The sequence below is a fragment of the Gracilimonas tropica DSM 19535 genome, assembly GCF_000375425.1.
GTDB classification, from domain to species: domain Bacteria; phylum Bacteroidota; class Rhodothermia; order Balneolales; family Balneolaceae; genus Gracilimonas; species Gracilimonas tropica.
In genome coordinates this window covers 371737-395492 of record NZ_AQXG01000002.1, presented here as the reverse complement: position 1 = coordinate 395492, position 23756 = coordinate 371737, and the positions used below count along the sequence as shown (strand labels likewise).

The following is a 23756-nucleotide window of genomic DNA, read 5'->3' as shown; positions in this document are numbered from 1 at the left end:
TGTTGATTGGTTAACCGCGTACCACTCGCATAGCATAGTATACAATCATCAACCCAAAGAGCAAATTCATGCGACCCAGCCAGCTCGAAATTTTCCGGAAGGTTTGGGTTTGGGGTGAACCGGGATCGGAATTAATAAGTCGGGCGGCTTTCGGGCCAAAGTAAAAATCATGCAATCCGCTGATGATGAGTACAATGCCAAAGATCATCAGTTTGATGCCGAGATAATAGCCAAAACCGGTTTGCCAGAAATTGGGATCCAGGAATAAACTTAGCTCAAATCCGCGGGTGGTCAGGTTGGTAATGCCGGTGATGATGAGGATCAAAAACAGTAACCAAGAAATACGACTGAATTTCTCTCCTATGATCTTAAAGAACGTGCCCCGATTCGGCTCAATAATTTTATGCTGTGAAACAGGAACCAACACAGCCACGGTAAACAACATCCCGCCAATCCAAAAAATAGCGGACAAAATGTGAACGTAGAGGGAGAGGTAGTACATGGATATATAAAGTTACATTGTTAAATCAGTGATTATCCGCAGCATCTGTGTTATCCACGCCTGTCCCGGGCAAATGGTCGGTATTCCTTTTGGGTATTCCTAAGGATTTGCACCAAAACCCCACCTAAAAACATTAAAATAGCGAGTACATTGATCCACGACCCGGTAGCGCGCACGGAATAATACCCCAGGAAATCTCCGGTTATGCGGATGATGAGTGAACCATGAAGCAGAAACAAGGGCAGATAGAAATATCGGTTCCAGGGAATGATTCTCCCTGAAAGCGAAGGGATGATAACCGAGGCGTGCGCAAAGATCATGCTGAATACGAATCCCACAAAAACCATGTGAAGTAATGCATCGTAAATTGGACCGGCGGTGGAAAGTCCGTAGATCAATCCAAAAATTCCGGTCAAAACCAGCCAGCCATACCCGCTAAGCAGGCACCAGGCACTGTATTTTGTCCATTGCGCGGATTTGATGGTTTTGCGGGCAATGTCGTATTTGATGAGCCACAGGGCTGTGGCTAAAGTGGAGATCATTACCAGATGCCAGCCGTGTGTTCGGGTGAAGTGCATCAAAATGGTTCCCAAAACCCAGATCGAGATGAGGCCTGCAAAAGTCCGTTGAGCTTTTTTGGGCGGACGCATAATACGATTCAGTTCCAGTCTTTCACCAAAAATAGTGAGTACCGGAAAACCCATCCACCAAATAACGATCTCAAAAACCGGTGCTCCCAATGTGAATAAGAGATTTCCTGTGAATAGAGACGTACCTCCTAAAGCCATGATGTAGTGATAGATCTTTGGCTGAATGAAACAGATGTGTAACAGTGTGAGGGAGACAAAAAAAGAACCGGCTGTAAATAACCAGCTGCCGTACTGAATGTTCACGAATAACATGAAGATGACAGAAGCGCCCATTAAAAAAGGACCGGAGAGCGTCCATCGTTTTTCCAAAGCGGCTGCCCGTTCCAGGCTGATAAGTGTCCCCAGAAAAGCGTTGATCATGAGAGGGCCGTGGAGTCCGCCCGGAATGGCTAATGGAACCTCAGTCAAAAAACCAAGTCGGGTCAACGCAGCATATAAGCCTGAGAGTAATCCTAAACCCGCAAAAGCTAAAAACCCTGCCAGCATTTTGTTTGAAAATTGGAAAACTTGCATCGCTATTTATTGAGTTGGGGTGGCGGAAAAGCAAAGAATTCAACATTCGGGACAATCATATCTACCGTCCATTCAGGCTTCATCACCAACTTGCTTTCAGTAGATTCAATGCCTTCGATTTCGGTAAGCGCCTGCTGGATCTGCTGTTGAAGATAACGACGCATAGGACAGCCCGGAGTGGTGGTGGTATATACTATGATGACGTGTCTATCCTCGATGAGGATATTATATACCAATCCAAGATCCACGATGTTTACTCCTAATTCAGGATCTATCACCTCTTTTAATTTCCGGGCTATCCGGCGTCGTTGATCGGTTACGGAACTCAAGCCAAATCACTCCGCAATTTTACCAATTCGCACTTTCCAAACCTCGGGCCCTTCTTCAAGATACTCCCAGTGAAATACATCATCTCCCAACATGGCTGACATCTGATAACGCAACGGCTTGGGGTCATGATCGTTAACCAGGATGAAAGCCTCATTTTCGCTAAGGTTCTCGAAGGTTTTAAAAATAGTTGGATGTTTCTGAGGAGGAGGGATAACCCTCACATCTAATTCGTGCTCTGTATCAGACATTTTTGTCCTATTTATGGTTAAAAATTTTAGCTTACAGGTTTTAGCTATCAGGCGTCAGATTTTTACCTCGCTTCTACACTCTGAGTTGGAGCGTAATAGTGGCAAACCTAACAATGAAGGTTCCACCGCGAAGCGTGTGGAACCAGGCTACATTCTTCCGTTTTTATCCGCCAAATCCGTGTCATTTGTGTTCTATTTCTTAGTTTTTTTGAGATAAATAGTTGATCGAGACACTAACTCCAGATTTTGATCAACTCATCGAGTTTGGGGAATTTGTCGGCCCAGGATTCTGCTTCAGGCAGCGGATCTTTCATTTCGTTGATAATTCGGTCGGACCATTGCTCGGAAAGCTCTTCATTAAGTGCTATATAATGCTCCCATTTCATAGGCACTTCATCATCCGGATAAATGGCTTCCACCGGGCACTCTGAAACACAGGCATCACAATCAATGCATTCAAGAGGATCGATTGCCAGGAAATTAGGGCCTTCGCGGAAAGCATCCACCGGACAAACAGCCGCACAGTTCGTGTGCTTGCAATTGATACAATTTTCAGTGACTACATACGCCATATTAAAATGGTTTAAACTTTATTGGTTTGCCTTTCTCAAAGTTAGAGAGTGGAATAGAAAGTGTCAATATTAAAAACGGTTAAAATAGATTTTAATATTATAATCGATGAACAATACTCAAGAAGATGATCCAAAATAAAATTGCTATTCCCTGGTGAATTATACCCAGCAAAATAGGTACACTATAAATTAGAGTAAGCACGCCAACAAGATATTGCAGTAGAATGATGGTAAGCAGAGTGCTGCTCATTGTACGCAACCAAATGTTTGATTGTTTTACTGCAGCCTTCCACCAAAACACGATCACGGCAAGTAATAGAAGAGTGCCATTTACTCTGTGGATCCATTGAACTGTACCTGGATTTTCGACCAGGTTGATCAAAAAAGGATCGAGTGCGGAAAAGGTGGGAGGGATCCATTGTCCAGCCATTTTAGGGAACGTGTTGTAAAGGTAACCGGCATCAAGACCGGCGGTAAAAGCACCATAAATAAGCTGAATGATGAATAGAAACCCGGCAATATAAAGCCACCTTTTTAAGCTGGATTCCTGGAATATTTGAATGGTTTTTTTTCTAAGATCAAGGGTATACCACAAACAAAATCCAATCAGTATAAAAGCCAGCATAAAGTGCATTGCAAGCCGGTAGTGGCTGACATAGGGGATATCCACCAATCCACTTTTTACCATAATCCAGCCCATTGTTCCTTGCAAGGCGCCAAGCCCCATCAGGATAAACATCCGCTTTAAAAAATCGGAGTTGAAATACCCTTTCTTCCAAAAATATCCAAAAGGAATAATAAAGACGATCCCAATTAATCGGCCAATAAGTCGGTGCAGATATTCCCAAAAGAAGATGCTTTTGAATTCGTCAAGGCTCATGCCCGCATTCAGCTGTTGGTACTGAGGAAATTGCTTGTACCTTTCAAAAGTTTGTTGCCATTCGTGATCATTCAGTGGAGGCACTGAGCCCATAACCAGGTTCCAGTCGCTCATGGAAAGTCCGGAATCGGTCAGCCGGGTAATTCCGCCTATCAGGATCATTAAACTGATCATAATGATGCCGGACCACAGCCAATATTGCACATGTTTTTTTTGAGTAGAAGTCATTAGGTAGAAAAGATTGAATTCAGGCTGAAAGTATAAAAGGCTAAAAATAGTATCAAAATTAAAAACTATTTAAACCGATTTTATTGATTAATGAAAATACTTTGCCTATCATAGATTTGAAATTTAAAACCACGAGATGAAGCAATGATGAACTTGGCAGAGAAGAAGCCATCTGTATTACTAAACCTTACTATTTCTGATTTTTTGCAAGAGAATGGACGGTCCTCTGAATTACTGGAGAGTCTCGGAATTTCGATACAAGGAAATGAAGACAAAACCCTGATGGAAGTTTGTACGGCTCAACAAAAGAATGAAGATGAAGTGGTGAAGGAGATCAGACGGTTTAAAATGGGGCGTTTTTTAAATTATCCGGAAGGCATTTTTAATTGGTCTCCAGAGCTTGTCATCCACTATTTGGAGGAGGAACATCATAATTATACGCGGTCACTGCTTCGCGATATAAATTACTATGGGGAAAGAGCCTGGGATGTGCATGGGACGCAATATTCTGAATTAAATCAGGTAAAATGGTATGTGGAAAAGCTTAAAGGAAAACTTGAAATGCATATTAAATTTGAAGAGAATAAGTTTTTTCCAATGACACTTCGTTTTTTTGGGATGAATGGAGACATTAAACACGGAACGGTACAATCGTTGAAGAAACAGGTTGATTTGGTAGAAAAAGATCAGAAAGAAATTGCGTATTTAATGGGGCGTTTAAGAGATCTGACAAAAAAGTTTACCCCGCCAAAAGAAGCTTGCACTACGTTCCGTTTACTTTATTCAAATCTCCAAAAGTTAGATGAAGACTTAGAAAAGCATCATTTTCTGGAAGAACAATATGTACTTTATCGGCTTAGGTCGAAATTAAGAAATTTACAAAACGCCCCAGCATGCTAACCGGACCTAAGAAAGAATTGTTAGACCTCATCAAACATCAGGGTCAAATAACCATTGATGAGTCGGTAGAGAAAATGGATTTGGCTAAGACGACCGTGCGTGAACACTTCACACAACTAGAAGAAGACGGCTACATTGAACGAAGCTATGAACGATCTGGACGCGGACGCCCCAGCCTTAGTTTTCGTCTTACCAAGAAAGGCAATGGAATGTATCCTTCATATGAGCCGGAGATGATGCGGGAGTTTATTCGCTTTTTGCAGACGGAAGGAGAGCACAGAATACTGGAGGATTTTTTTCAAAAATTTTGGAACCGGCGCTACCAAAAACTGGAGATGATGCTGGAAGAGGAGTCGGCGGATTCAGAGGAAGACAAAGCGCGGGTCACCCGAAGAATGCTGGATGAGGAAGGATTTATGGCTGAAATTGGGCACGATTCTGATTCAGGAAAGCTAATGATGAAAGAATGTAATTGTCCGTTTCGTGAGATCATTAAAGTGACTAAGCTGCCGTGCAAACTGGAAGAAGAATTCTACGAGAAAGTATTCGGAAAAAAAGTAGAACGTACCACATACATAGCCGAAGGCGATTTTGCCTGTACGTATTGTGTGGGGTGAATAGCCGTTAGCTTTTTGCATGATAGAATTAAGGAATTGAACCCCGACAATTTTTACGGGACAGACACGGATGACGCAGATTGGGCGGATGAGCATGGAAAGTTTTGAATGACTTCTCTGCTTTTACATGCTTTGCAGCTTTTTTTTCTGGTTCCACACGCTCTGCGTTGGAACCAACATTGATGGAGAATACCATTTGCCACTATTACGCTCCAACGCAGAGCGTAGGAGCGAGTTCGTGTGTGAATCAGTGTAGATCTGCACGATCATTGTTATCCGCGTTCCAATCGAGTTTCTTATTGACAACAAATTGTATTTAATGAATTAATAAACATGACAAACGAGGAACTGGTACTTCGCATTAACGAACTCAGAGAGCAGAAGAATGCCATTATTTTGGCGCACAATTATCAAATTCCGGAAGTGCAGGATATTGCAGATTATATTGGTGATTCGCTGGGACTGGCTCGTAAAGCAGCTCAAACAGATGCTGAGATCATTGTGTTTTGCGGAGTGCATTTTATGGCTGAAACGGCCTCGGTCATTTCTCCGGATAAAAAAGTGCTGATTCCAGATCTCGAAGCCGGATGCTCACTCGCTGATACGATTACAGCAGAGCAGCTCTGCGCATGGAAGGCTGCCCATCCCGGAGCAGTGGTGGTAATGTACGTAAACACTACCGCGGAAGTGAAAGCCGAAACTGACTATTGCTGCACGTCTTCCAATGCGTTGGACGTCATCAATTCCATTCCTAAAGACAAAGAAATTCTATTTGGTCCCGATAAATTTTTGGGCAGTTACATTGAACTAATGACCGGCCGGGAGAATATGCATATTTGGGATGGAGCCTGCCATGTACATGAAAAGATCGGGGATTTGAATTTGGGTGAGAAGCAAAAGGAGCATCCCGAAGCCGAAATTCTCATTCACCCCGAATGTGGCTGCTCAACTAGTTGTATGCTGAATTCTGCCTTTTACCATGATTGTAAAGATGCTCACATTTATTCTACCGGCGGTATGATTGATTTTGTGAAGAAATCGGAAGCCGAAGAATTTGTGGTAGCTACCGAAACTGGCATTTTGCATCGAATGAAAAAGGAAAATCCAACAAAGAGATTCATTCCGGCCAATGAAGAATCGGTGTGTGAATTTATGAAGAAGATCAATCTGCAAAAAGTGTATGAAGCTTTGGAATATGATCAATTTGAAGTGAAGGTGCCGGAAGAGCTGGCTCAGCGGGCTATAAAACCGATAGAGCGCATGCTTGCAATTGGATGAGTTTAGGTAATCAGCTGTAAGCTTTTATGTATTTGAATGCAGAAATAGAACACAGATAACACGGATTGTGCGGATAGGTTTTAAAAGATTTTTGGTTCCACACGGTCCGCGTTGGAACCAACATTGTTATAGAATGCCCAGTGCCTCTATTACGCTCCAACGCAGAGCGTAGGAGCGAGTACTTTGTTTTCGAATGACTTCTATCAATATAAATCAGCGACCATCAGCCGGATCGGTGTTATCCGCGTTCCTTCCGATTGTTACCAAAAAGCTGATGCCTGACAGCTTACAGCTATTTTTATAACCTTAAATAAGACAAAAATGTCTCAAATAACCGAACAAGAACTGGATGTCAGAACTCTCATTCCCATCAAACGGCATGAAAAACTGTTGAAGCTATTCAAAGATCTACCAACTGGAGAATGTTTTGTTTTTATTAACGATCATGATCCCAAGCCACTGTACTACGAATTTCGCTCTATTTTTGGAGATGTGGTTGGCTGGGAATATCTGCTGCGCGATCCCGAAGAATGGAAAGTGCGCGTAACCCGAACGGAAGCTTCAGAAGGCAGTAAAAGTAATGGAGTTTCGACGCTGATCGATTTGCGCAAAGCTGAGAAGAAAGATTGGAAGTACACCATTTTTCATCGCTATGGAATGATGTTGCCAGGGGATGTAATGGAAATCCGCGCGGCTGAAGAACCGGAAGAAATTCATCACATCTTCCAAAAGAAGTTTGAAGGAGAGCATAGCTGGGAATACAAGAAAAAAGAACAAGGCGAATACATCATCCACGTACAAAAGCACGCAGCAAACGATGTAGACACCACCGACATCACCGTAGTTAATAAATTTGATGTACGACCATTTCCACCGGCTAAGCGACACTACATGGTTTTCGAAGCTTTCGATGATCTGAATCCAGGCGAGGCCTTTGTGTTCATTAACGATCACGACCCGAAACCACTTTACTACCAGATGGAAGCAGAAAATGATGTTGCGTTCAACTGGGAATATCTGGAGGTAATGCCGGAAGAGTGGAAGGTGAAAGTGATGAAGCTGATCCCTGATGAGGAAGAGAATTAGCGGAGAATAGTTAGTAACTTTATGTGAAATGATCTCCAAATTCTAACGACAAATGTTCAAGATCAGAATTGATGCCTAAATCACGCATACGAATACTTCAGAAACAATCAAGATCACTGGAACCAAATAAAGAACAAAGAGCTGAATTGATGGAGAGGTCGTTGAACTATGGGGAAAAGTTTATGGATTCTCTGTCGGATCAAAAAGCATATCAAACCTTTGATCATGATCATGTTCACCAGCTTTTGGAAGATCCGCTTAGGGAAGAACCTTCAGAATTGAACACGGTGATCGAGGCTATTCAGCAGGATATTGTGCCTCCGGGACTCAATCCCGCTTCAGGAGCGCATTTTGGATACATTCCCGGCGGCGGAATCTTTAGCAGTGCGGTGGGCGATTATTTATCGGCTTTGACCAATCGCTATGTAGGGGTGTATTTTTCCTCCCCGGGAGCGGTGGTATTAGAAACGCGGCTGGTAAACTGGATGGCCGGACTGATCGGCTTTGATAAAAAAGCCGGGGGATTTCTCTCATCCGGAGGCAGCATTGCCAATCTTACGGCGGTTGTGACGGCGCGCGAGCATGCCGGATTACATTCTTCAGATTATTCCAAAGCCGTGGTTTATCTCACCAAGCAGACCCATCACTGCGTGGATAAAGCCTTGAATATTTCGGGTATGGGAGATTGTGTGAAACGGTATATCCCCATGGACGATCATTTCAAAATGGATGTGCATGAATTAAAGAAATCCATCCAAAAAGATCGTGAAGAGAAACTTATTCCCTGGATGATCATTGCCTCAGCCGGAACCACTGATACCGGGGCTATCGATCGGCTTGATGAAATTGGTGAATCGGCCAAAGAACAACACCTTTGGTACCACATTGATGCTGCTTATGGCGGATTTTTTCTCTTAACAAAAGAAGGAAAACAAAAACTGAAAGGAATTGATCGGGCCGACTCCGTGGTGCTCGATCCTCATAAAGGGTTGTTCTTGCCCTACGGAACAGGAGCTTTGGTAGTGAAGAACGCTGAGATATTGGCCAATGCCCATCATTATGAGGCTAATTACATGCAGGACACCAAAGTAGAGGCCGGAATGTATTCTCCGGCTGAAATTTCGCCCGAGCTCAGCAAACATTTTCGAGGCCTTCGCATGTGGATGCCGTTGAAACTCCATGGTGTGCAAGCTTTTCGGAGTGCATTAGAGGAAAAACTGCTGCTGACTCAATATGCCTGGGAGCGTTTAAGTGAGATGGAAGATATTGAGGTAGGCCCCGAACCGGAGTTAACGGTTTTCACCTTCCGTTGGGCACCAAAAATTAATGCTGATCTGGATAAACTCAATCAAAAACTTCACCAGGCAATGATTGAAGATGGCCGTGTATTTCTATCCACAACCCGCATAGAGGGTGAATTCCGTTTTCGTTTTGCCGTGCTTTCCGTGCGGAGTCATCTTGAGGAGATCGAGCTTTTCTTTTCTGTGTTAAAAGAAAAAATAGACCAGATCGGTTAAAAAAATATTCTTTCGGTCAACAAACAAGAATCGAAATCTTGTTAGCGGGGATGCATGAAGGTATGGAAGCGGATGCTACAAGAAGCATTATCCATATAGTTTCTTTGCTCAAAAAGAATACCCTGTATTGTAGCATATATTCTGAAAATTATAGATGACGGTGATTTCGATTCAGTATATAACATTGTTTCTTTTACAATTAAGGAAAATAATATTCAGAAGTTTTCATTCAATAAAATTATTGAATGAAAACTTCGGACTCCGTATTCTTTAATAGGAGATATAAACCATGAAGACCCGAGATTTCAAGACTAAATTGTATAAACAGATGGCAAAGGTTACCAAGGCTTTGTCTAATCCAAACCGTCTGGAGATTTTAGATCTGCTTGCGCAGGGAGCGGTACCCGTTGAATACATAGCAGAGCATACCAATCAACCGGTAGCGAATGTTTCTCAGCATTTACAGGTGCTAAAGAAGTCGGGACTGGTAACTACCGAGCGGAAGGGGAAATATCAGTATTACAGGCTGTCCGGCAAAGATTCTTATGATGCCTGGTGTAAGCTCAGAAAGTTTGGGTTGAGTCAGAACAAAGTGTTGTCAAAAATGCTGGATGACTTCAGAGATCAGAAGCAAAGTTTGGAGATCATCTCGACGGAAGATCTGATCAAAAAAATGAAGAAGAAAGAAGTGATCCTTATAGATGTGCGACCTGAAGCAGAATATGAACAAGGCCACATCAGGGATGCTATTTCGATGCCACAGAAAACTCTGAAGCAGCACGCCGGTTCGTTATCAAAAGAGACTAATATTGTAGCATACTGCAGGGGTCCGCTTTGCTTGATGGCAGATGAAGCGGTTTCCAAGCTGACCGAAATGGGCTATAAAGCCTTGCGGTTGGAGAATGGCTATCCTGATTGGGAGGCGAAAGGATTACCTGTGGAAATTAAACAGACATGAGAACATCAAATGAATAATATTATGGAAAAAAGGATTTTAGTTTTGGGTGGAGGCATTGGTGGAATCACTGTTGCAAAAGAACTAAGTCGAAAGATCGGCAACGAGGATGGCATCAATTTGGCGAAAATTCTCATATTTGAAAGGGAGAAGCAAAATCTTTATTACCCTTCATTAACATGGGTGATGGTTGGAGAAAGAGAGCCCGAACAAATTATCAGAAATACGGAAGCTGTTGAGCTGAATGGAGTGGAGGTTGTTTTTGGAGAGATAGAAAAGATTGACCCTCAAAAGAAAGAAGTGATCAGTAATGGCAGATCTTATGTGGGTGATTATCTTGTTATTTCTTTAGGAATGGCACAATCAGATTCATTTGGCTTAACCAAAATTGGACATAATTTTTATACGTTGGAAGGCGCTTCATCCTTTTACGATAGATTACAGGATTTTGAAGGGGGAAAGATCGGTATTGTGATCTCCAGTGTTCCATATAAATCACCGGTTGCACCTTACGAAGCGGCTATGCTCATTGAAAATTATATCCGAGAACAGGGGCTGGAGGATAAAACGGAAATTTTCTTGTATTCACCGGAAGAAAGACCAATGCCTTACGCCAGCGATGAAATATCGGGTCAGGTAGAGAAAATCATGGCATCAAAGGGGATTCAGTATAAGCCCAACCATCGGCTCATATCAATAGATGGAAAGGAATTGGAATTTAAAAATTCAACCGGTGAAAGCTCATTTAATAAATTCGATTTGATGGCATTCACGCCAAATCATGAATGTCCACAGGTGATAAAGGAAGCGGAACTTTCGGGAGATTCAGGATGGATAGAAGTGGTTAGGGCCTCACTACAAAGCCGGTTTGATGGTGTATTTGCACTTGGAGATATTGCTCATGTACTAAGTGAAAAAGGCAAGGTTTTACCAAAAGCTGGTATCTTTGCACAGCATCAGGCCGAAGTGATAGCAAATAATATTGCCCGGAAATTAGCCGGAAAAGAACCAAACAAGTCTTTTAAGGGAGAAGGAAAGTATATGATGGATCAAGGGGGGAACGGTGCCTCTAAGATCGGAGGTGATTTTTATCATTCCGATATAGATCTGTATCAATCAAATGCACTGCGTTACTGGGAAAAAGTGATCCGGGAAAAGTCCTGGTTTCTTAAGAACTTTAGTTAGACCATCCATGTATTGTATGATTTGGAGTTAATCCACAAATATAGATTCATCCAGCACATCATTCTCAAAAAAGACAAACCGGTTGCTGAGTTTGATCCCGAGATAGACCGAAAGTACCGTCCCTGAAAAGATCGCCAGCATGATCATGATCTGGTATTTAATGGCAATAAGGGGGGAACTTCCACTTAAAATTTGACCGGTCATCATTCCGGGCAGAGATACCAGTCCAATGGTGGCCATAGAAGCTAAAGTGGGGTTCGCGGATTTCTTCAAAGCATCTCTGAAAAAGGGAAAGACCGCCTCGTTTCTTGTCGCCCCGCAGCACAGGTAAAATCGATACCGCTCCTGATGCTCATGCAGGCTATAATAAAAGGCGTTGATCCCGATCACATTGCTGCGCAAACAATTCCCTAACACCATTCCTGTAATCGGGATGGTATACTGTGCCGATAGAAAAGTTGGGAGTTGAATAACGGCTTCCAAAAAAAACAGGTCTATCACAATGATGCCAAAGAAAGTGGCTGCAAAAATAGGGATCAGCAGTGATTTCTTACGGTTCAGTTCACTTCGATCGATGGTAGCAAAATCGGCGACTAACACCATGACCATGATCCATGCGGCATTCAGCCAGGCATTATCCAGCTCGAAAAGATATTCCAGGTAATATCCCACAAACAGAAGTTGCAAGGTCATCCGAACGGTGGCAATTCCCAGCTTTTTGTTGAGTCCGGTTTTGTACCGCCATAGAATCCATGCGGGAATGATCAGGATCAAGAACCCGATTCCAAGTTGCCACCAGCTAAGATCGATAATGTCCATAATTTTTTTCAATTAATTAAGCAGCAATCTCGAAGCGTCCGAAAAGACCTGCAAGCGTTGCGGTGGTGTATTTCACGAAAAGTTGCGAAGATGAAATCGCTGAGTTACGCTGATTTTTTCTGCGTGACTCCGAAAATCAGCGAGATTAAAAAGGTTGTACAAGAATAAACTTTTAAATTCCGAACATACTATTTATTCATAATTCAATCACACGATCACACCTTTCTACCCACCATGGATCATGGGAAGTGGATATCACGGTGAGATCTTCTTTCATGATCAGATCTGAGACCTTTTGCTTGGATCGTTCATCCAGGGCGGAGGTGGGTTCGTCTAAAAACATTATTTTTCTCCCAAGTAAATAACAGATCGCCAATCCCACTCGCTGTCGCTGTCCGGTGGAAAGATTACTAAAAGTGCTTTCCAGAATTTCTTCACTCAAGTTCAATTTCTGCAATGTTTCTACAATTTTAGTCTTTTGAGGCTTTGATTCTTTATTATGATGAAATTCAAAAATGAAATCTGCTAACTCTGATGTATTGCCAGATCCCAAGTTCAGATCCTGAGGCAGCCATGTAACCTCTTTTCTCAGTTTGTGAATATTTTTTGAGGAATAAGGCGCTCCATGGTAAAAGATTTCTCCCTTTTCGGGATGCTCAAATCCCAGTAAAAGCCTAAATAAAGTAGTTTTTCCGGAACCGGACGCTCCTTTGATAGCTACTTTTTCACCCTGATTGATGGCTAAGGAGAAATCCTGAAAAACAGATTCTTCATCATATCTAAAATGGATGTTTTGAATACTGAACAGCTGTGAACTCATAGATCTTTCGGATGAAAACGTTCGCATCGAGTATAATGAATTTTATGGAAACGAGAGTGGACAGAAGACTGGATAAAAATTACCAAGAATATATTTAAGACATCTTCATCTTAAATTCATAATAGGGTCTTAACATTAAATCAAAAGCGATATGAAAGCTTTTTGATCTTATTTAAGATAAAATAGTCTTAAAACTAATAACTACTAAAACCCAATACTATGAAAAGCGCAATCTCAAAGATCACTCTTATAGCCGGAATGATTTTAATTGGCATGAGTTCGGTTGTATCGGCTCAAACCAAAGAGTTCAAATTAGACGGTAAAACCTTCGGAATGCCGGAAGCTCAAATTTATACGGAAGACTATGACGGCCCAACTGTTGTAGGCGAGCATTTAACGCAACTTCCTAATCTTGCTCCTTTGAATTATGAAGGCAATAAGCATCATGAAGTACGAATTGATATTGTTGTACAGGAAATTGAAGTAGCAGAAGGCGTCCGTTACCAGGCATGGACGTTTGGAGGAACAGTACCCGGTCCGGTACTACACGTTAGAGAAGGGGATCGAATTACTTTTATCATGAAAAACCGATCTGATGAAGAAGTTACCATTACTGAGCCAAGCAAAGGCGGATCTCCATTTATGAACCAGGTAGCGAATAATCCTTATCAAAAAAATAAACCGGGTATTATGCCAATGCCACACTCTATGGACTTCCATGCCGGAACCGTAGCCAAAGATGATAAATGGAGAACCGTTGGTCCTGGTGAAACCATAAAATTTGATTTTATTGCCAACTATCCCGGCTCATATATATACCATTGTGGAACTCCGAGTGTGTTGATGCATACCTCGATGGGTCAGCATGGTGTGGTTGTTGTATCTCCTAAAGAAGGATATAAAACCGGATATGAAGTAGATCGTGAATATGTGATCGTACAAAGTGAATATTATCTCACAAAAGGTGCCGGCGATCTTTATACCTATGATTTTGAGGCTGCTTCCAATAATAATCCTTCACATGTGGTATTTAACGGACACCAAACAATTCTCCATGACCAACCATTGAAAGCAAATGCCGGTGAGCGTGTACGTTTTCATGTAAGTAATAACGGACCGAGCGGAACCTCAAGTTTCCACGTAATCGGCGGTATCTTTGACCGTGTTTGGTTAGAAGGTCATCCTTTCAATGAAATGCGTGGTATGCAAACAGTACTACTTGGTGCTTCAAGTTCTGCAACTATCGATATGATTGTGCCTGAAGAGGGTAAATACATCCTTATCGACCACGAGTTTGTAGATGCTGAAAAAGGAGCAACCGGTACGCTGAAAGCTGGTCCACGCAAGAAATAATAAAGACAGTGCGGGCAGTTTGTCCGCCTATTTATACTGACATTTTGATCTGAATTTTCAGTCCCGAAAGCCAAAAATTTTCGGGACTGCATTTCCTGGCCGAAGCTTGGGAATGAGTTTAAAAATGAAAGAATAAAACGATGAGATCCCAAAAGAACATATTTGCATTGACCTGTGTAATGATCTTTGTGATGGTAGCCTTCATGCCTGAGATTGCGTCATCACAAACGGTTCGTGTATTTGTTCCGGCGGGATCTTTTCATTCCGTCTTGCCCGAAGTTCCGGGCGAGCCCATTCAGGTAGATTCTTTTTACCTGGATAAAACTGCCGTCACTAATGAGGAATTTGTAAGCTTCCTGGAAGAAAATCCCGAATGGCGCCGATCTGAAATTCCTTCCATTTTTACCAATGCAGGTTATTTGAAGCAATGGAAATCTGATCTGGATCCGGGATATGAGAATTTAGGGAAAGATCGTCCGGTAACCAGGGTGTCATGGTATGCAGCCAATGCGTTTTGTGCAGCCCGGGGAGGCCGGCTTCCAACACTCAATGAGTGGGAATACTCAGCGCAACTGATAGATTTTGAAAACGAGAAGGAAGCCAACGCATTCAGTGCAAAATTGATCAATTGGTATTCAGGTATCGATGCAAACAATCTTGGGGCCGTTGGGTCATCAGAAATAGAAAATGAATATGGTGTAGAAGATCAGTTTGGCCTCATTATGGAATGGGTGGATGATTTTAAACCCCTGATCGCTGAAGACCTTTCTCTGGACTGCGGCACTGTAGGCAGAATGAACACGCTGGGTAGCGTGTACAGTTATGCCGCTTCTATTCGATACATCACCAGGATGAGTTTTAATGCAAAAATTACGACCGGAATGGTTGGTTTCCGATGTGCCTACAACACTCCGGCTCCAACTCCGGAATCACAACAAGGAGAAAGTTTATGAAGACGCTCATTATTTTATCAGGATTATTGATGGCAATGTTTTCTCAGAACGCAATGGCTCAGCATGGTGGTCATATGGGGCATCAGCAGGAAGCATTGAAAGCAGGAGATATTCATCCGGATCATTCACTCTATCACTTAGATGCAGAATTTGTAGATCACAGAAAAGCAGCTCTGAGTCTTGATGATTTTAAAGGTGAGCCGGTGATAATTGTGATGTTCTACGGAAATTGTACACAAGTCTGTCCCATCCTAATTCAGGATGCCTGGCGGTTGTACAGCAGTTTGGATAATTCGGCTCAAGCCAAAACCAATGTATTGGCCGTTTCTTTTGATACTGAAAACGATACTCCGGAAGTACTGAAGAATTATGCCGAATACGAACAACTCGATCTTCCTAAATGGCATTTTGTAACCGGTAAGCACACCGATATTCGAATGTTGGCTACCTTGTTGGGAGTAAAATATCAAAAGACCGGTGATGGAAATTTTGCCCATTCCAACCTCATTACTGTGTTAGATATTGAAGGAAAGATCGCCAAGCGCGTGGAAGGATTAAATCAACCTGTGAGTGAGGCCGCAGAACTGATTACAAATATGCTTACCGAACTTAACTAATCATGAGAAGCGGTTGGTACATATCATTTTTCATTGTGTTGCTGACCATGGTAACTGCTTCGGCAACCCCCTCTGATACGTTGGAAGTGTTAGTAAAAGGCACCGGTTCAGACGCTCGGTTTGAACCGGTGATCTTACAGATCAATGCAGGGGATGTCATCAAATTCAAAGTAATGGAAGGAGTGCATACGGTTACTGCTTATCATCCCGCCAACCGACGTCCTTTAAGAATACCTGAAAAAGCGGATTCTTTCGATTCAGGTATGCTAACTGCAGGTGATACCTGGTTCCTTAAATTAGATCAGGTTGGAGTATACGACTACTTTTGCCTTCCCCATGAACGTATGGGGCATGCGGGGCGTATTCTGGCAGGAACTCATCGTAGGGCACCAAATTATGAAGACAACCTGCTTCCGAAAGCAGTCTCAAATGTGCTCAATAAAGCCTACCAACAATTTATTAACCATAATTAGATAAGATCATGACTTCGAGAAAAGAGCTGAACTACATAATCATTGTTACATTGTTTTTAACCTTTCTTCCTGTTCTTGGCTTTTCTCAGGTGAGCATGACCGGCGAGTTCCGCCCGAGAACAGAGTTTCGTGATGGGTACCGCATTTTAAATACCCAACAAAGTGATCCGGCTTTTTTTACATCCCAAAGAACGCGCCTGAGTTTACTATTCAAGCAAGATTTGTATGATCTGAAAATTTCTGCCCAGGATATTAGAACATGGGGTGAAGTAGTACAATTGGGTGACACTCCTAACGTCAATATTCATGAAGCATGGGCACAACTGTACCCTTCTGATAAAATAGGATTGAAAATAGGCCGGCAAGAATTGGTTTACGATGATCAACGCTTACTTGGAAGTGTAAATTGGGTTCAGCAAGCACGGAGTCATGATGCTTTGGTATTTAAATACGATGACCCTGCCTCAAAATTTAAATTTGATGTGGGAGCAGCTTATAACCAAGAGGCAGAAAATCTGCAGGGAAATCAATACTCACTGAATAATTACAAAATACTTTCCTATGTGTGGGTTCATAAGGAGTTGGGGAAAGTTAACATCTCTGGATTGGTGCTTACGGATGGATTCGAGGTTCAACCGGGCATTATCAATTACAGATATACTTATGGTACACACATTACTTTGAATGCTACGGAAAATTTAAATGCAGCCGGAACTTTCTATCTCCAAAACGGAGACGATGCCACCCGCAAGGATATTTCAGCTTATATGGCTGCTTTGAAAGTTAACTACCGGGTAAAATCGGTTTTGTTTACAGGAGGTATTGATTATCTATCAGGAGGGAAAGCCGGTGACAGTAATCCTGATCAAAATACGTTTAATACTCTTTATGCAACCAATCATAAGTTCTATGGAAATATGGATTATTTCCTGGATATTCCGAATGAAACGCAAAATGGTGGCCTTCAGGATATTTACATGGGGATAAATTATAGCAGATCAACGAACCTAAACCTTAATGCGGTATATCATCATTTTTCATTAGTTAATAAGATCCAGGATCCAATGAATACTGCAGGTTCATTGAAACGGGCGCTTGCTTCAGAAATTGATTTTTCCGCAAGCTACAAATTATCGAACGAAGTCAGAATTCAAGCCGGTTATTCGCTTCTCTTTGACAAACAGAGCCTTGAATCTATTCAAAATAGAGTTGCAAATGGACTTCAGCAGTGGGGGTGGGTCATGCTTGTGATAAACCCCAAATTATTATGACGAGGCCAGTAAATCGGCTAAAAATTCTTTTAGTAGCACAGTGCTGTTATGCTCCTCATCTTTGGAGGCATAGACAAGGGTAACGGTATCATGCTTTTTAATGATCTCCAGCATTTCATTTACCGCTTCCGAGCCAAATAATTCTTTCCGGTAGCGCTCCTTGAATTCGTCCCACTTATCAGGATCATGGTCGAACCATTTTCGTAATTCATGGCTTGGTGCGATTGACTTCATCCACTCATCCAAAGCAGCCCGTTCTTTTGAAACGCCTCTCGGCCACAGTCGTTCGGTTAGGATTCTGTAGCCGTCTTCTTCGGAAGCTTCTTCGTAAACGCGTTTGGTTTTAAGCATTTTCAATTTTGTCTTATAGGATGTATCAGTGAAATCGATCATTAATCTAAGATAATTCAATCAAAAAATGATTAGTTTAATGTTAAACAAATAAATCATTTTTTATCGTAATGCAATTAGGAATTTATACTTTTGTAGAGAATACGCCCATTCAGGGAGAAGATAAGCTACAGCATCCGTCAAAACGGTTGGGGCAGTTGATGGAAGAAATTGAGCTGGCTGACGAGTTGGAACTCGATGTTTTTGCGATCGGTGAGCATCATCGGGAAGAATATGTCTCGTCTTCGCCGGCAACATTGCTGGCAGCGGCCGCGGCTCGAACCAATAACATCAAGCTGAGTTCTGCGGTTACGGTTTTAGGATCGGAAGATCCGGTGCGGGTGTATCAGCAGTTTTCAACCATTGATTTGCTTTCGAAAGGACGGGCCGAAATTATGGTGGGGCGTGGTTCCTTTGTGGAGTCGTTTCCTTTGTTTGGCTATGATCTTAAAGACTATGAAGAACTTTTTTTAGAAAAACTCCAGTTGCTGATAAAAATCAGAGAAAATGAGAAGGTGAGTTGGGAAGGGAAACATCATCCGTCTATAAATAACAGAGGCGTGTACCCGAGACCTTTTCAGAAAAAACTGCCGGTTTGGAGAGCGGTGGGAGGAACGCCGAAATCAGCTTATGAAGCCGGTGCAATGGGTATGCCAATGGCGATTGCCATCATTGGAGGTCAGCCGGCGCAATTCAAACAAATGGTGGATATTCACAAACGAGGTGCTGCCGATTATGATCAGCCTGAGCAGCGAGTCAGCATCAACTCTCATGGATTTATTGCCGAGACCACTCAAGAAGCTGCAGAAATAGCTTTTCCAGCATTCAAAACACAAATGGATAAAATAGGAAAGGAGCGAGGTTGGCCGCCCATGAGTCGCCAACAGTTTGATGCTTCCATCACTTTAAAAGGAGCAAATGCAGTGGGAAGTCCGCAGGATATTATTGATAAGATCATGTATCAGCATGAGATATTTGGGCATGATCGGTTTCTGCTTCAAATGAGTGTAGGAAGTGTTCCGCATGATCAACTGCTTCGGTCTATAGAGCTGTTTGCGAAAGAAGTAGCTCCTGTTATTCGAGAAAAATTAGGGACAGAAACGGTCCGCTCAGGCGCTTGAATTAGGTTTCGAATGGTTTGTAATTAAATTTCTAATTGGCTCCGGCGGTTTTTTAATTCCTGTGAGGCCTTCGCATATCCGCCATCGGTTCCATCTACAAAGTGTATATGGTTACTTTGATGGTTTCTCACATAGCACGTGACCATGGCTGCAAAGGAGGGGTGAACGCCATAAGCCAGTTTCTTTTGCCGGTACATATCATCCAGGAAAGCTGTGAGATCCATACGTTGCTGTATAGTTCCGGTAGCGACAAAACGAAGTCCGTCTCCGAATTTCTTGTAATCAGCATGACGCACCAGATCCGATTTGTAATCTCCCCAATTTGTTGCTGAAGTTTTCTTTTTGAAACGCATAAGATAAATACCGGTCACCAGCTGGAAGACCATCATGGCTGCGTGTTTTATTTTCTTTAAGATGGTTGGGGGTTGTGTTCGAAGTTTCCATTCAACTCCAAGTAAAAGAGGGTTGGCAGTCATTTGAAGTGCATGTTCACGGATAGGGTGGAAGGATTCATCAGAACCATAAATTGACTCAATTCTGCGAAAACATTCTTCGTAAATTTCTACACTTTCTTCTTCATCACGCCCAAAAGCCTGGATGATATAGGCAGAAACTTCGTCTTTATCGCTGGGTACCTGACTCCACCGGCATTCCAAGCCTGAAAAATCTGCCTCTACGGGATGGATGTCTTTTAAGGTGTCGTTTTCTTTAATATAATTCTCTGCAAAGGTGACCCCAGATCCCCAAAAAATAGTTTGGTCTATCACATCTGAAAGCTGCAATCTGGCTACGCTAATATCATGGCCTTTATCTCTGAGCTCTTTCATGGATATCAAGCCTACGGCCATTTCCAGACCATAAGCATCTTTAACTGCTCTTCTGCAAAAGGCCATAATACCTTTCACTTTCCCGATATTTTCGTTGGGCAAGGCGATCAATGAACCATCGCCTCCAAAAAGATAAGGTAGCAGGTTTTCTCCTTCATAAAAGTTATTGAGCGCTGCAATGATGGAAGCCCCTGCCATATTTACTTCTTTATACTTCCCAAGTCTTATGGCATCTGTAGATCCTCTGATGTCTGCCAATGCTACAAACCAATCATCCGGTAAGGGGGTGTAAAGCTCATGATTAGAAACCTCCCGAAAGGAGGGAAGTACCTTTAAGCTTTCATAAAACTTTTTGGAATGGGTAGAGATAACGGCTCCATATTTTTCTGATTCTCCCCAAAATATAGAAAATAATGAGGGAAGCCTTGTTCAATAAGTTCAGGAAATAAAAAAGCCTGTTTCCTCTACGGAAACAGGCTTAAAGATTTTATTCAGATAGGTTATTGAATGATGGCGGTGGTGTCTACAAGTTGAATACTTTCTTTGAACTCGTATTGTTCGCCATCCTCAAGTTCAATGCCTTCAACTAAAGAATCAGCATAAGACTCATTTGTAGGATTAAACCAAACATTATACGTGCCTTCTTCTAATCCGATGAGTCTGAAGTCACCATTATCATCTGGTTGTGTCCCAACGGTGTCCTCACCTGCTATGGCATACACAAAAGGTTCAGCTTCAATAGGAAGTACATTACCGGAAATACTGGCTTGCTCTTCAACGCTAACGGTTCTTAAGACCGGCTTCAGGATATACTTACCGTTGCCTGTAACCGTAATGGATTGAGATGCATCAAAGTCGATCACAAGATTATATACCTGATCTTCTTCAACTTCTGCATTAACATTTAGCTTGTATCCGGACTGCTGTGCGCTTGGAGTGGTGAGATTGAAAGTTTCTCCGTCTACAACAACAGTATTATTGTCTCCTAAAACTAAACGGATTTGATTATACATACCGGACTCGAGTTCGATTTCACCTAAGTCTAATACAGCTCCGTTTTGATAGTCAAGTAAGTTAACGGTAATGGAATCATCCATGATGGAATACCATCCGTTGTCATCCTCACTATCACTGTCGTCGCTTTCGGAATCGCCATCGGTGTCATTGTCGGGTTCTTCGGCATCTGCATCTCTGTTGACTAATACTTGACGCACTTCAATATTAACTTCTTCGAAGTTGGCGGGGGCATCAGTCAACCCAATTTTCAAGGTTCCTTTGCCGGAATTGCTGTTGGTACTACAGGCGGCAATGATGGTTCCTGCAATCAATAGCAGTGCAAAAGAGAAAAATCGCTTAATACTCATTATAAAACTCATGGTTATTTTGGATTGATTCATATTTCAATCCTTTAAACAATGACGCACGGAGAATGTTTCTTTTCAGGCAGGATTTTAATGTTTATTAAAAGAGATACCTTTAAATACTTTAAAGCCTGATTTATATCATCCTGCACCACCTGAAGCTCCGCCTCCGGCAACTCCAGCAGAGGTACCGCCTCCGAAACTTCCGCCTCCAGCAGAGGCAGAGCCTGTAGCCGCTAAATTACTGAATGAACTTGCTATGTTTGCAGGAGAAGAGTTCATGCCCGGCAAAATGACGATCCAATAAATAGCAGCAGCGGCTCCCGGGTGTTGTTCAAACATAGTTTCTACAGGTTTTTTACCCATTCCAAAAGCTATGGCATAAATGAAATGTAGCCCAAGGTAATCTTCAGAAATGGAGTATTCATGTGCATTTTGAAGCGCCTTGGTATAGTTTTTCCAGCGGCGATAGAGTTCTTCACCTTTCGGGGTTCTTCGAACAATAGTCAAAGATAAGATCAATGATATGAAAGTGACTCCCATCCCTATGAACATGAGCGGGTGCAATAAAAATATACCGACCACCGCCCCTATCAGTAAGATGCTTTGAACCACAATGTTCCAGGTTAACCCCGTATAACTTTTTGGATCGATCCATTCCTGTGACTTGCAATATTCCTCAAGTTCGCCTTTCCACTTATAAAACCATTTGCTGCCTCCAGATTTTCCAAAATTGAAGATCTCTTCCATTTTATTTCCTTCTTTTTCTACCTGTTCGTTTACAAAAGCCAACAAACTTTTTTCGTAGGCAGGGATACCCGGTTCTATAGGTTTCTCTTTTGGATGAACCGTGAAATATGAGGTTTTGGAGCTTAACCAACCTTTTTCTTCAGGTTCATTCTCTTTGATGGAAAAGTAGTTACGCCTTGCCAGATCCAACAAAGTAGCAAAGATCAAGTTTGAACCTACCGTTCGGTTCATAAGCAACCAACCAATAGCAGCCGGTTTTTGACGACCGGGCAGCATAATACTATTGTTTACGGATAGTGAGACTTTATGGCGGGTTCCAAATTTCCTATAGAAATAGAGAAATGCAATGATGCTTAATCCAGCCAAAATAATGCTCAATTCAGTAGCTAATGCTTTGTTTCTTTCTTCGTTCTTTGCGGCCTCAATTCGTTCTTGTCTTAGTTGTAATTCTTCCTGTGCTGCCATTTCCAAAGAAAAGTCAGGATCTGTGATCTGTACACTTTCCCGATCTAAGACAGCAGTAGGAAATACCGTTCGTATGCGAACGGCTTGATTTCTGCTTATATCCATCCCCTTATACCGAAAACCATTATCGATTATATTTGAGGTAATAGCCCAGGCCGGTTCCCTCACCCAGCTGTGCAAAGAGGTATCAGCCACTGCATTTGGGAGTTCAAGCAAAATTTCCAGGAGATCAGTGGATTTTTCTCTACCCGATGCGGCGTAGTTCCAGAAAAACTCACTCCACTGTGGCCCGATCGTGAGAGCGCCTTCAAGAGTGTAGGTTACGGTAAAAGTTCGTGATTCATCTTCTGCATCAAAAAACCATTTGATGTTGAAAACTTCATCAGATTCTTCTACCAAGAATGTTTGGGGTTCTTCGGAATTCAGGTTCACAAAGTCGGTTTCACTATCCGAAATACGGATATCACGAATGCCGGAGAATCCTTTTTTGGGGAGGCGATAATTGGCCCATGAGTAGGAGCCCTCAAAAATGTAAGTACGGTGTTCTGAGACAGTGATGGTCCCATCTGTATTTACCTGGACTTCAACTTGAATAGTTGGTATGGAATAGTCTTTAGCTAAAGCTTCGGGGGTGAGTATAAAAAGTCCCAATGTGAGAATACATTGGAAGATGACAATTTGTAGAAATTTCATTTATTGTTCCGATAATTAATGCCCTGTTGCACCTAATTACGGAAAAATCTGCACCTTTGTTACCCGAAATTCCAAGTCACTCCACGGCCGATCTCAGGATCGGGGTAATTCCAATCTACAGCACCCTGGTCGCAGGCATACATACAGGTTCCGCACTCTATGCAATCCTCTACCTGAAAATGTACCTTATTATTCTCATCCATGGTGTAGCAGTTAGCCGGACAAACCCATGTTGTACATTTATGCGGACAGGTGGAGTTACAGATATCCGTATCTACAATAATGTGAGGTTTGATCTCTGATTTGGACTGATTTCGGTAGCTTACAAGTCCGAGGCGTTCGGTGAGTTTGAGGTTCTTCATGGTGATCGATTTTAATAAAT

26 protein-coding genes are annotated in these 23756 nt (G+C 42.3%); 13 read left to right on the top strand and 13 right to left on the bottom strand.

Annotated elements, in window-relative coordinates:
* Window positions 1-10 precede the first annotated feature (10 nt).
* The 6 genes from B151_RS0105355 to B151_RS18065 form a co-directional block, all read right to left on the bottom strand.
* A complete protein-coding gene (locus tag B151_RS0105355; protein WP_020402583.1) occupies window positions 11-502 on the bottom strand; it encodes a DUF4149 domain-containing protein in 492 nt (163 codons plus the stop codon).
* Between the two features lie 50 nt (window positions 503-552).
* Window positions 553-1665: a hypothetical protein gene (locus B151_RS18075; RefSeq protein WP_020402582.1), complete on the bottom strand. Its 1113-nt coding sequence runs from the start codon at window positions 1663-1665 to the stop codon at window positions 553-555.
* A gap of 2 nt (window positions 1666-1667) precedes the next feature.
* Complete coding sequence (locus B151_RS18070) at window positions 1668-1994, bottom strand: metal-sulfur cluster assembly factor (protein ID WP_020402581.1); 327 nt, start codon at window positions 1992-1994, stop codon at window positions 1668-1670.
* A gap of 6 nt (window positions 1995-2000) precedes the next feature.
* Window positions 2001-2243: a DUF2249 domain-containing protein gene (locus tag B151_RS0105340; protein WP_020402580.1), complete on the bottom strand. Its 243-nt coding sequence runs from the start codon at window positions 2241-2243 to the stop codon at window positions 2001-2003.
* Between the two features lie 233 nt (window positions 2244-2476).
* The gene (locus B151_RS0105335) at window positions 2477-2815 is read right to left on the bottom strand and encodes a DUF3470 domain-containing protein (RefSeq protein WP_026166503.1); all 339 of its coding nucleotides are present in this window, start codon (window positions 2813-2815) and stop codon (window positions 2477-2479) included.
* Window positions 2816-2912: 97 nt separating this feature from the next.
* Complete coding sequence (locus tag B151_RS18065; RefSeq protein WP_020402578.1) at window positions 2913-3923, bottom strand: COX15/CtaA family protein; 1011 nt, start codon at window positions 3921-3923, stop codon at window positions 2913-2915.
* 144 nt (window positions 3924-4067) lie between these two features.
* On the opposite strand from B151_RS18065, the gene B151_RS0105325 reads away from it, so the two are divergent.
* The 7 genes from B151_RS0105325 to B151_RS18060 all read left to right on the top strand — a co-directional run bounded on the left by B151_RS0105325 (window position 4068) and on the right by B151_RS18060 (window position 11461).
* A complete protein-coding gene (locus tag B151_RS0105325; RefSeq protein ID WP_020402577.1) occupies window positions 4068-4823 on the top strand; it encodes a hemerythrin domain-containing protein in 756 nt (251 codons plus the stop codon).
* Entirely contained in the window at window positions 4817-5440 is a 624-nt protein-coding gene (locus tag B151_RS0105320; RefSeq protein WP_020402576.1) for a helix-turn-helix transcriptional regulator, read from the top strand. Before B151_RS0105325 ends, B151_RS0105320 begins: the two co-directional genes overlap by 7 nt.
* 333 nt (window positions 5441-5773) lie before the next feature.
* Window positions 5774-6718: a quinolinate synthase NadA gene (gene nadA, locus B151_RS0105315; RefSeq protein ID WP_020402575.1), complete on the top strand. Its 945-nt coding sequence runs from the start codon at window positions 5774-5776 to the stop codon at window positions 6716-6718.
* Between the two features lie 321 nt (window positions 6719-7039).
* Window positions 7040-7804, top strand: coding sequence for a DUF2249 domain-containing protein (locus B151_RS0105310; RefSeq protein ID WP_020402574.1), 765 nt, complete (start codon window positions 7040-7042; stop codon window positions 7802-7804).
* A gap of 71 nt (window positions 7805-7875) precedes the next feature.
* Window positions 7876-9321, top strand: coding sequence for a pyridoxal phosphate-dependent decarboxylase family protein (locus B151_RS0105305; RefSeq protein WP_020402573.1), 1446 nt, complete (start codon window positions 7876-7878; stop codon window positions 9319-9321).
* Between the two features lie 328 nt (window positions 9322-9649).
* Window positions 9650-10279: an ArsR/SmtB family transcription factor gene (locus B151_RS0105300; RefSeq protein ID WP_211207823.1), complete on the top strand. Its 630-nt coding sequence runs from the start codon at window positions 9650-9652 to the stop codon at window positions 10277-10279.
* A 21-nt stretch (window positions 10280-10300) separates the two neighbouring features.
* Entirely contained in the window at window positions 10301-11461 is a 1161-nt protein-coding gene (locus tag B151_RS18060) for an NAD(P)/FAD-dependent oxidoreductase (RefSeq protein ID WP_051069719.1), read from the top strand.
* A gap of 27 nt (window positions 11462-11488) precedes the next feature.
* Here the strand turns inward: B151_RS18060 and B151_RS0105290 are convergent, their stop codons facing one another.
* Entirely contained in the window at window positions 11489-12280 is a 792-nt protein-coding gene (locus tag B151_RS0105290) for an ABC transporter permease (protein WP_020402570.1), read from the bottom strand.
* A gap of 196 nt (window positions 12281-12476) precedes the next feature.
* On the bottom strand, window positions 12477-13100 hold the full coding sequence (locus B151_RS0105285; protein ID WP_026166501.1) for an ABC transporter ATP-binding protein: 624 nt from the start codon (window positions 13098-13100) through the stop codon (window positions 12477-12479).
* Between the two features lie 219 nt (window positions 13101-13319).
* Here B151_RS0105285 and B151_RS0105280 point away from each other — a divergent pair, with 219 nt between their 5' ends.
* The 5 genes from B151_RS0105280 to B151_RS0105260 all read left to right on the top strand — a co-directional run bounded on the left by B151_RS0105280 (window position 13320) and on the right by B151_RS0105260 (window position 17767).
* Complete coding sequence (locus B151_RS0105280) at window positions 13320-14453, top strand: multicopper oxidase domain-containing protein (protein ID WP_020402568.1); 1134 nt, start codon at window positions 13320-13322, stop codon at window positions 14451-14453.
* Between the two features lie 140 nt (window positions 14454-14593).
* Window positions 14594-15406: a formylglycine-generating enzyme family protein gene (locus tag B151_RS0105275; RefSeq protein WP_083909867.1), complete on the top strand. Its 813-nt coding sequence runs from the start codon at window positions 14594-14596 to the stop codon at window positions 15404-15406.
* Window positions 15403-16023, top strand: a complete 621-nt coding sequence (locus B151_RS19415) for an SCO family protein (protein ID WP_020402566.1) — start codon at window positions 15403-15405, stop codon at window positions 16021-16023. The genes B151_RS0105275 and B151_RS19415 overlap by 4 nt, the downstream gene beginning before the upstream one ends.
* A 2-nt stretch (window positions 16024-16025) precedes the next feature.
* The gene (locus B151_RS19410; RefSeq protein ID WP_020402565.1) at window positions 16026-16496 is read left to right on the top strand and encodes a cupredoxin domain-containing protein; all 471 of its coding nucleotides are present in this window, start codon (window positions 16026-16028) and stop codon (window positions 16494-16496) included.
* Window positions 16497-16504: 8 nt separating this feature from the next.
* Window positions 16505-17767 carry an alginate export family protein gene (locus B151_RS0105260; RefSeq protein ID WP_020402564.1) on the top strand — a complete coding sequence of 421 codons (1263 nt, stop codon included), beginning with the start codon at window positions 16505-16507 and terminating at the stop codon, window positions 17765-17767.
* Here B151_RS0105260 and B151_RS0105255 read toward each other — a convergent pair.
* Window positions 17762-18118, bottom strand: a complete 357-nt coding sequence (locus B151_RS0105255) for a DUF488 domain-containing protein (protein ID WP_026166500.1) — start codon at window positions 18116-18118, stop codon at window positions 17762-17764. The two genes, B151_RS0105260 and B151_RS0105255, sit on opposite strands and share 6 nt — an antisense overlap.
* Window positions 18119-18228: 110 nt before the next feature.
* Between B151_RS0105255 and B151_RS0105250 the strand changes: the two genes are divergently transcribed.
* A complete protein-coding gene (locus B151_RS0105250; RefSeq protein ID WP_020402562.1) occupies window positions 18229-19278 on the top strand; it encodes an LLM class flavin-dependent oxidoreductase in 1050 nt (349 codons plus the stop codon).
* A gap of 23 nt (window positions 19279-19301) precedes the next feature.
* Here B151_RS0105250 and B151_RS0105245 read toward each other — a convergent pair whose 3' ends face one another.
* From B151_RS0105245 to B151_RS0105230, 4 genes are all read right to left on the bottom strand, one after another.
* On the bottom strand, window positions 19302-20474 hold the full coding sequence (locus B151_RS0105245; protein WP_245550364.1) for a DUF3095 family protein: 1173 nt from the start codon (window positions 20472-20474) through the stop codon (window positions 19302-19304).
* Window positions 20475-20605: 131 nt separating this feature from the next.
* Window positions 20606-21502 carry a DUF4382 domain-containing protein gene (locus B151_RS18045; RefSeq protein WP_020402560.1) on the bottom strand — a complete coding sequence of 299 codons (897 nt, stop codon included), beginning with the start codon at window positions 21500-21502 and terminating at the stop codon, window positions 20606-20608.
* A 105-nt stretch (window positions 21503-21607) separates the two neighbouring features.
* Window positions 21608-23374 carry a DUF2207 domain-containing protein gene (locus B151_RS0105235; RefSeq protein WP_020402559.1) on the bottom strand — a complete coding sequence of 589 codons (1767 nt, stop codon included), beginning with the start codon at window positions 23372-23374 and terminating at the stop codon, window positions 21608-21610.
* 59 nt (window positions 23375-23433) lie between these two features.
* Entirely contained in the window at window positions 23434-23736 is a 303-nt protein-coding gene (locus B151_RS0105230; RefSeq protein WP_026166499.1) for a ferredoxin family protein, read from the bottom strand.
* Window positions 23737-23756 lie beyond the last annotated feature (20 nt).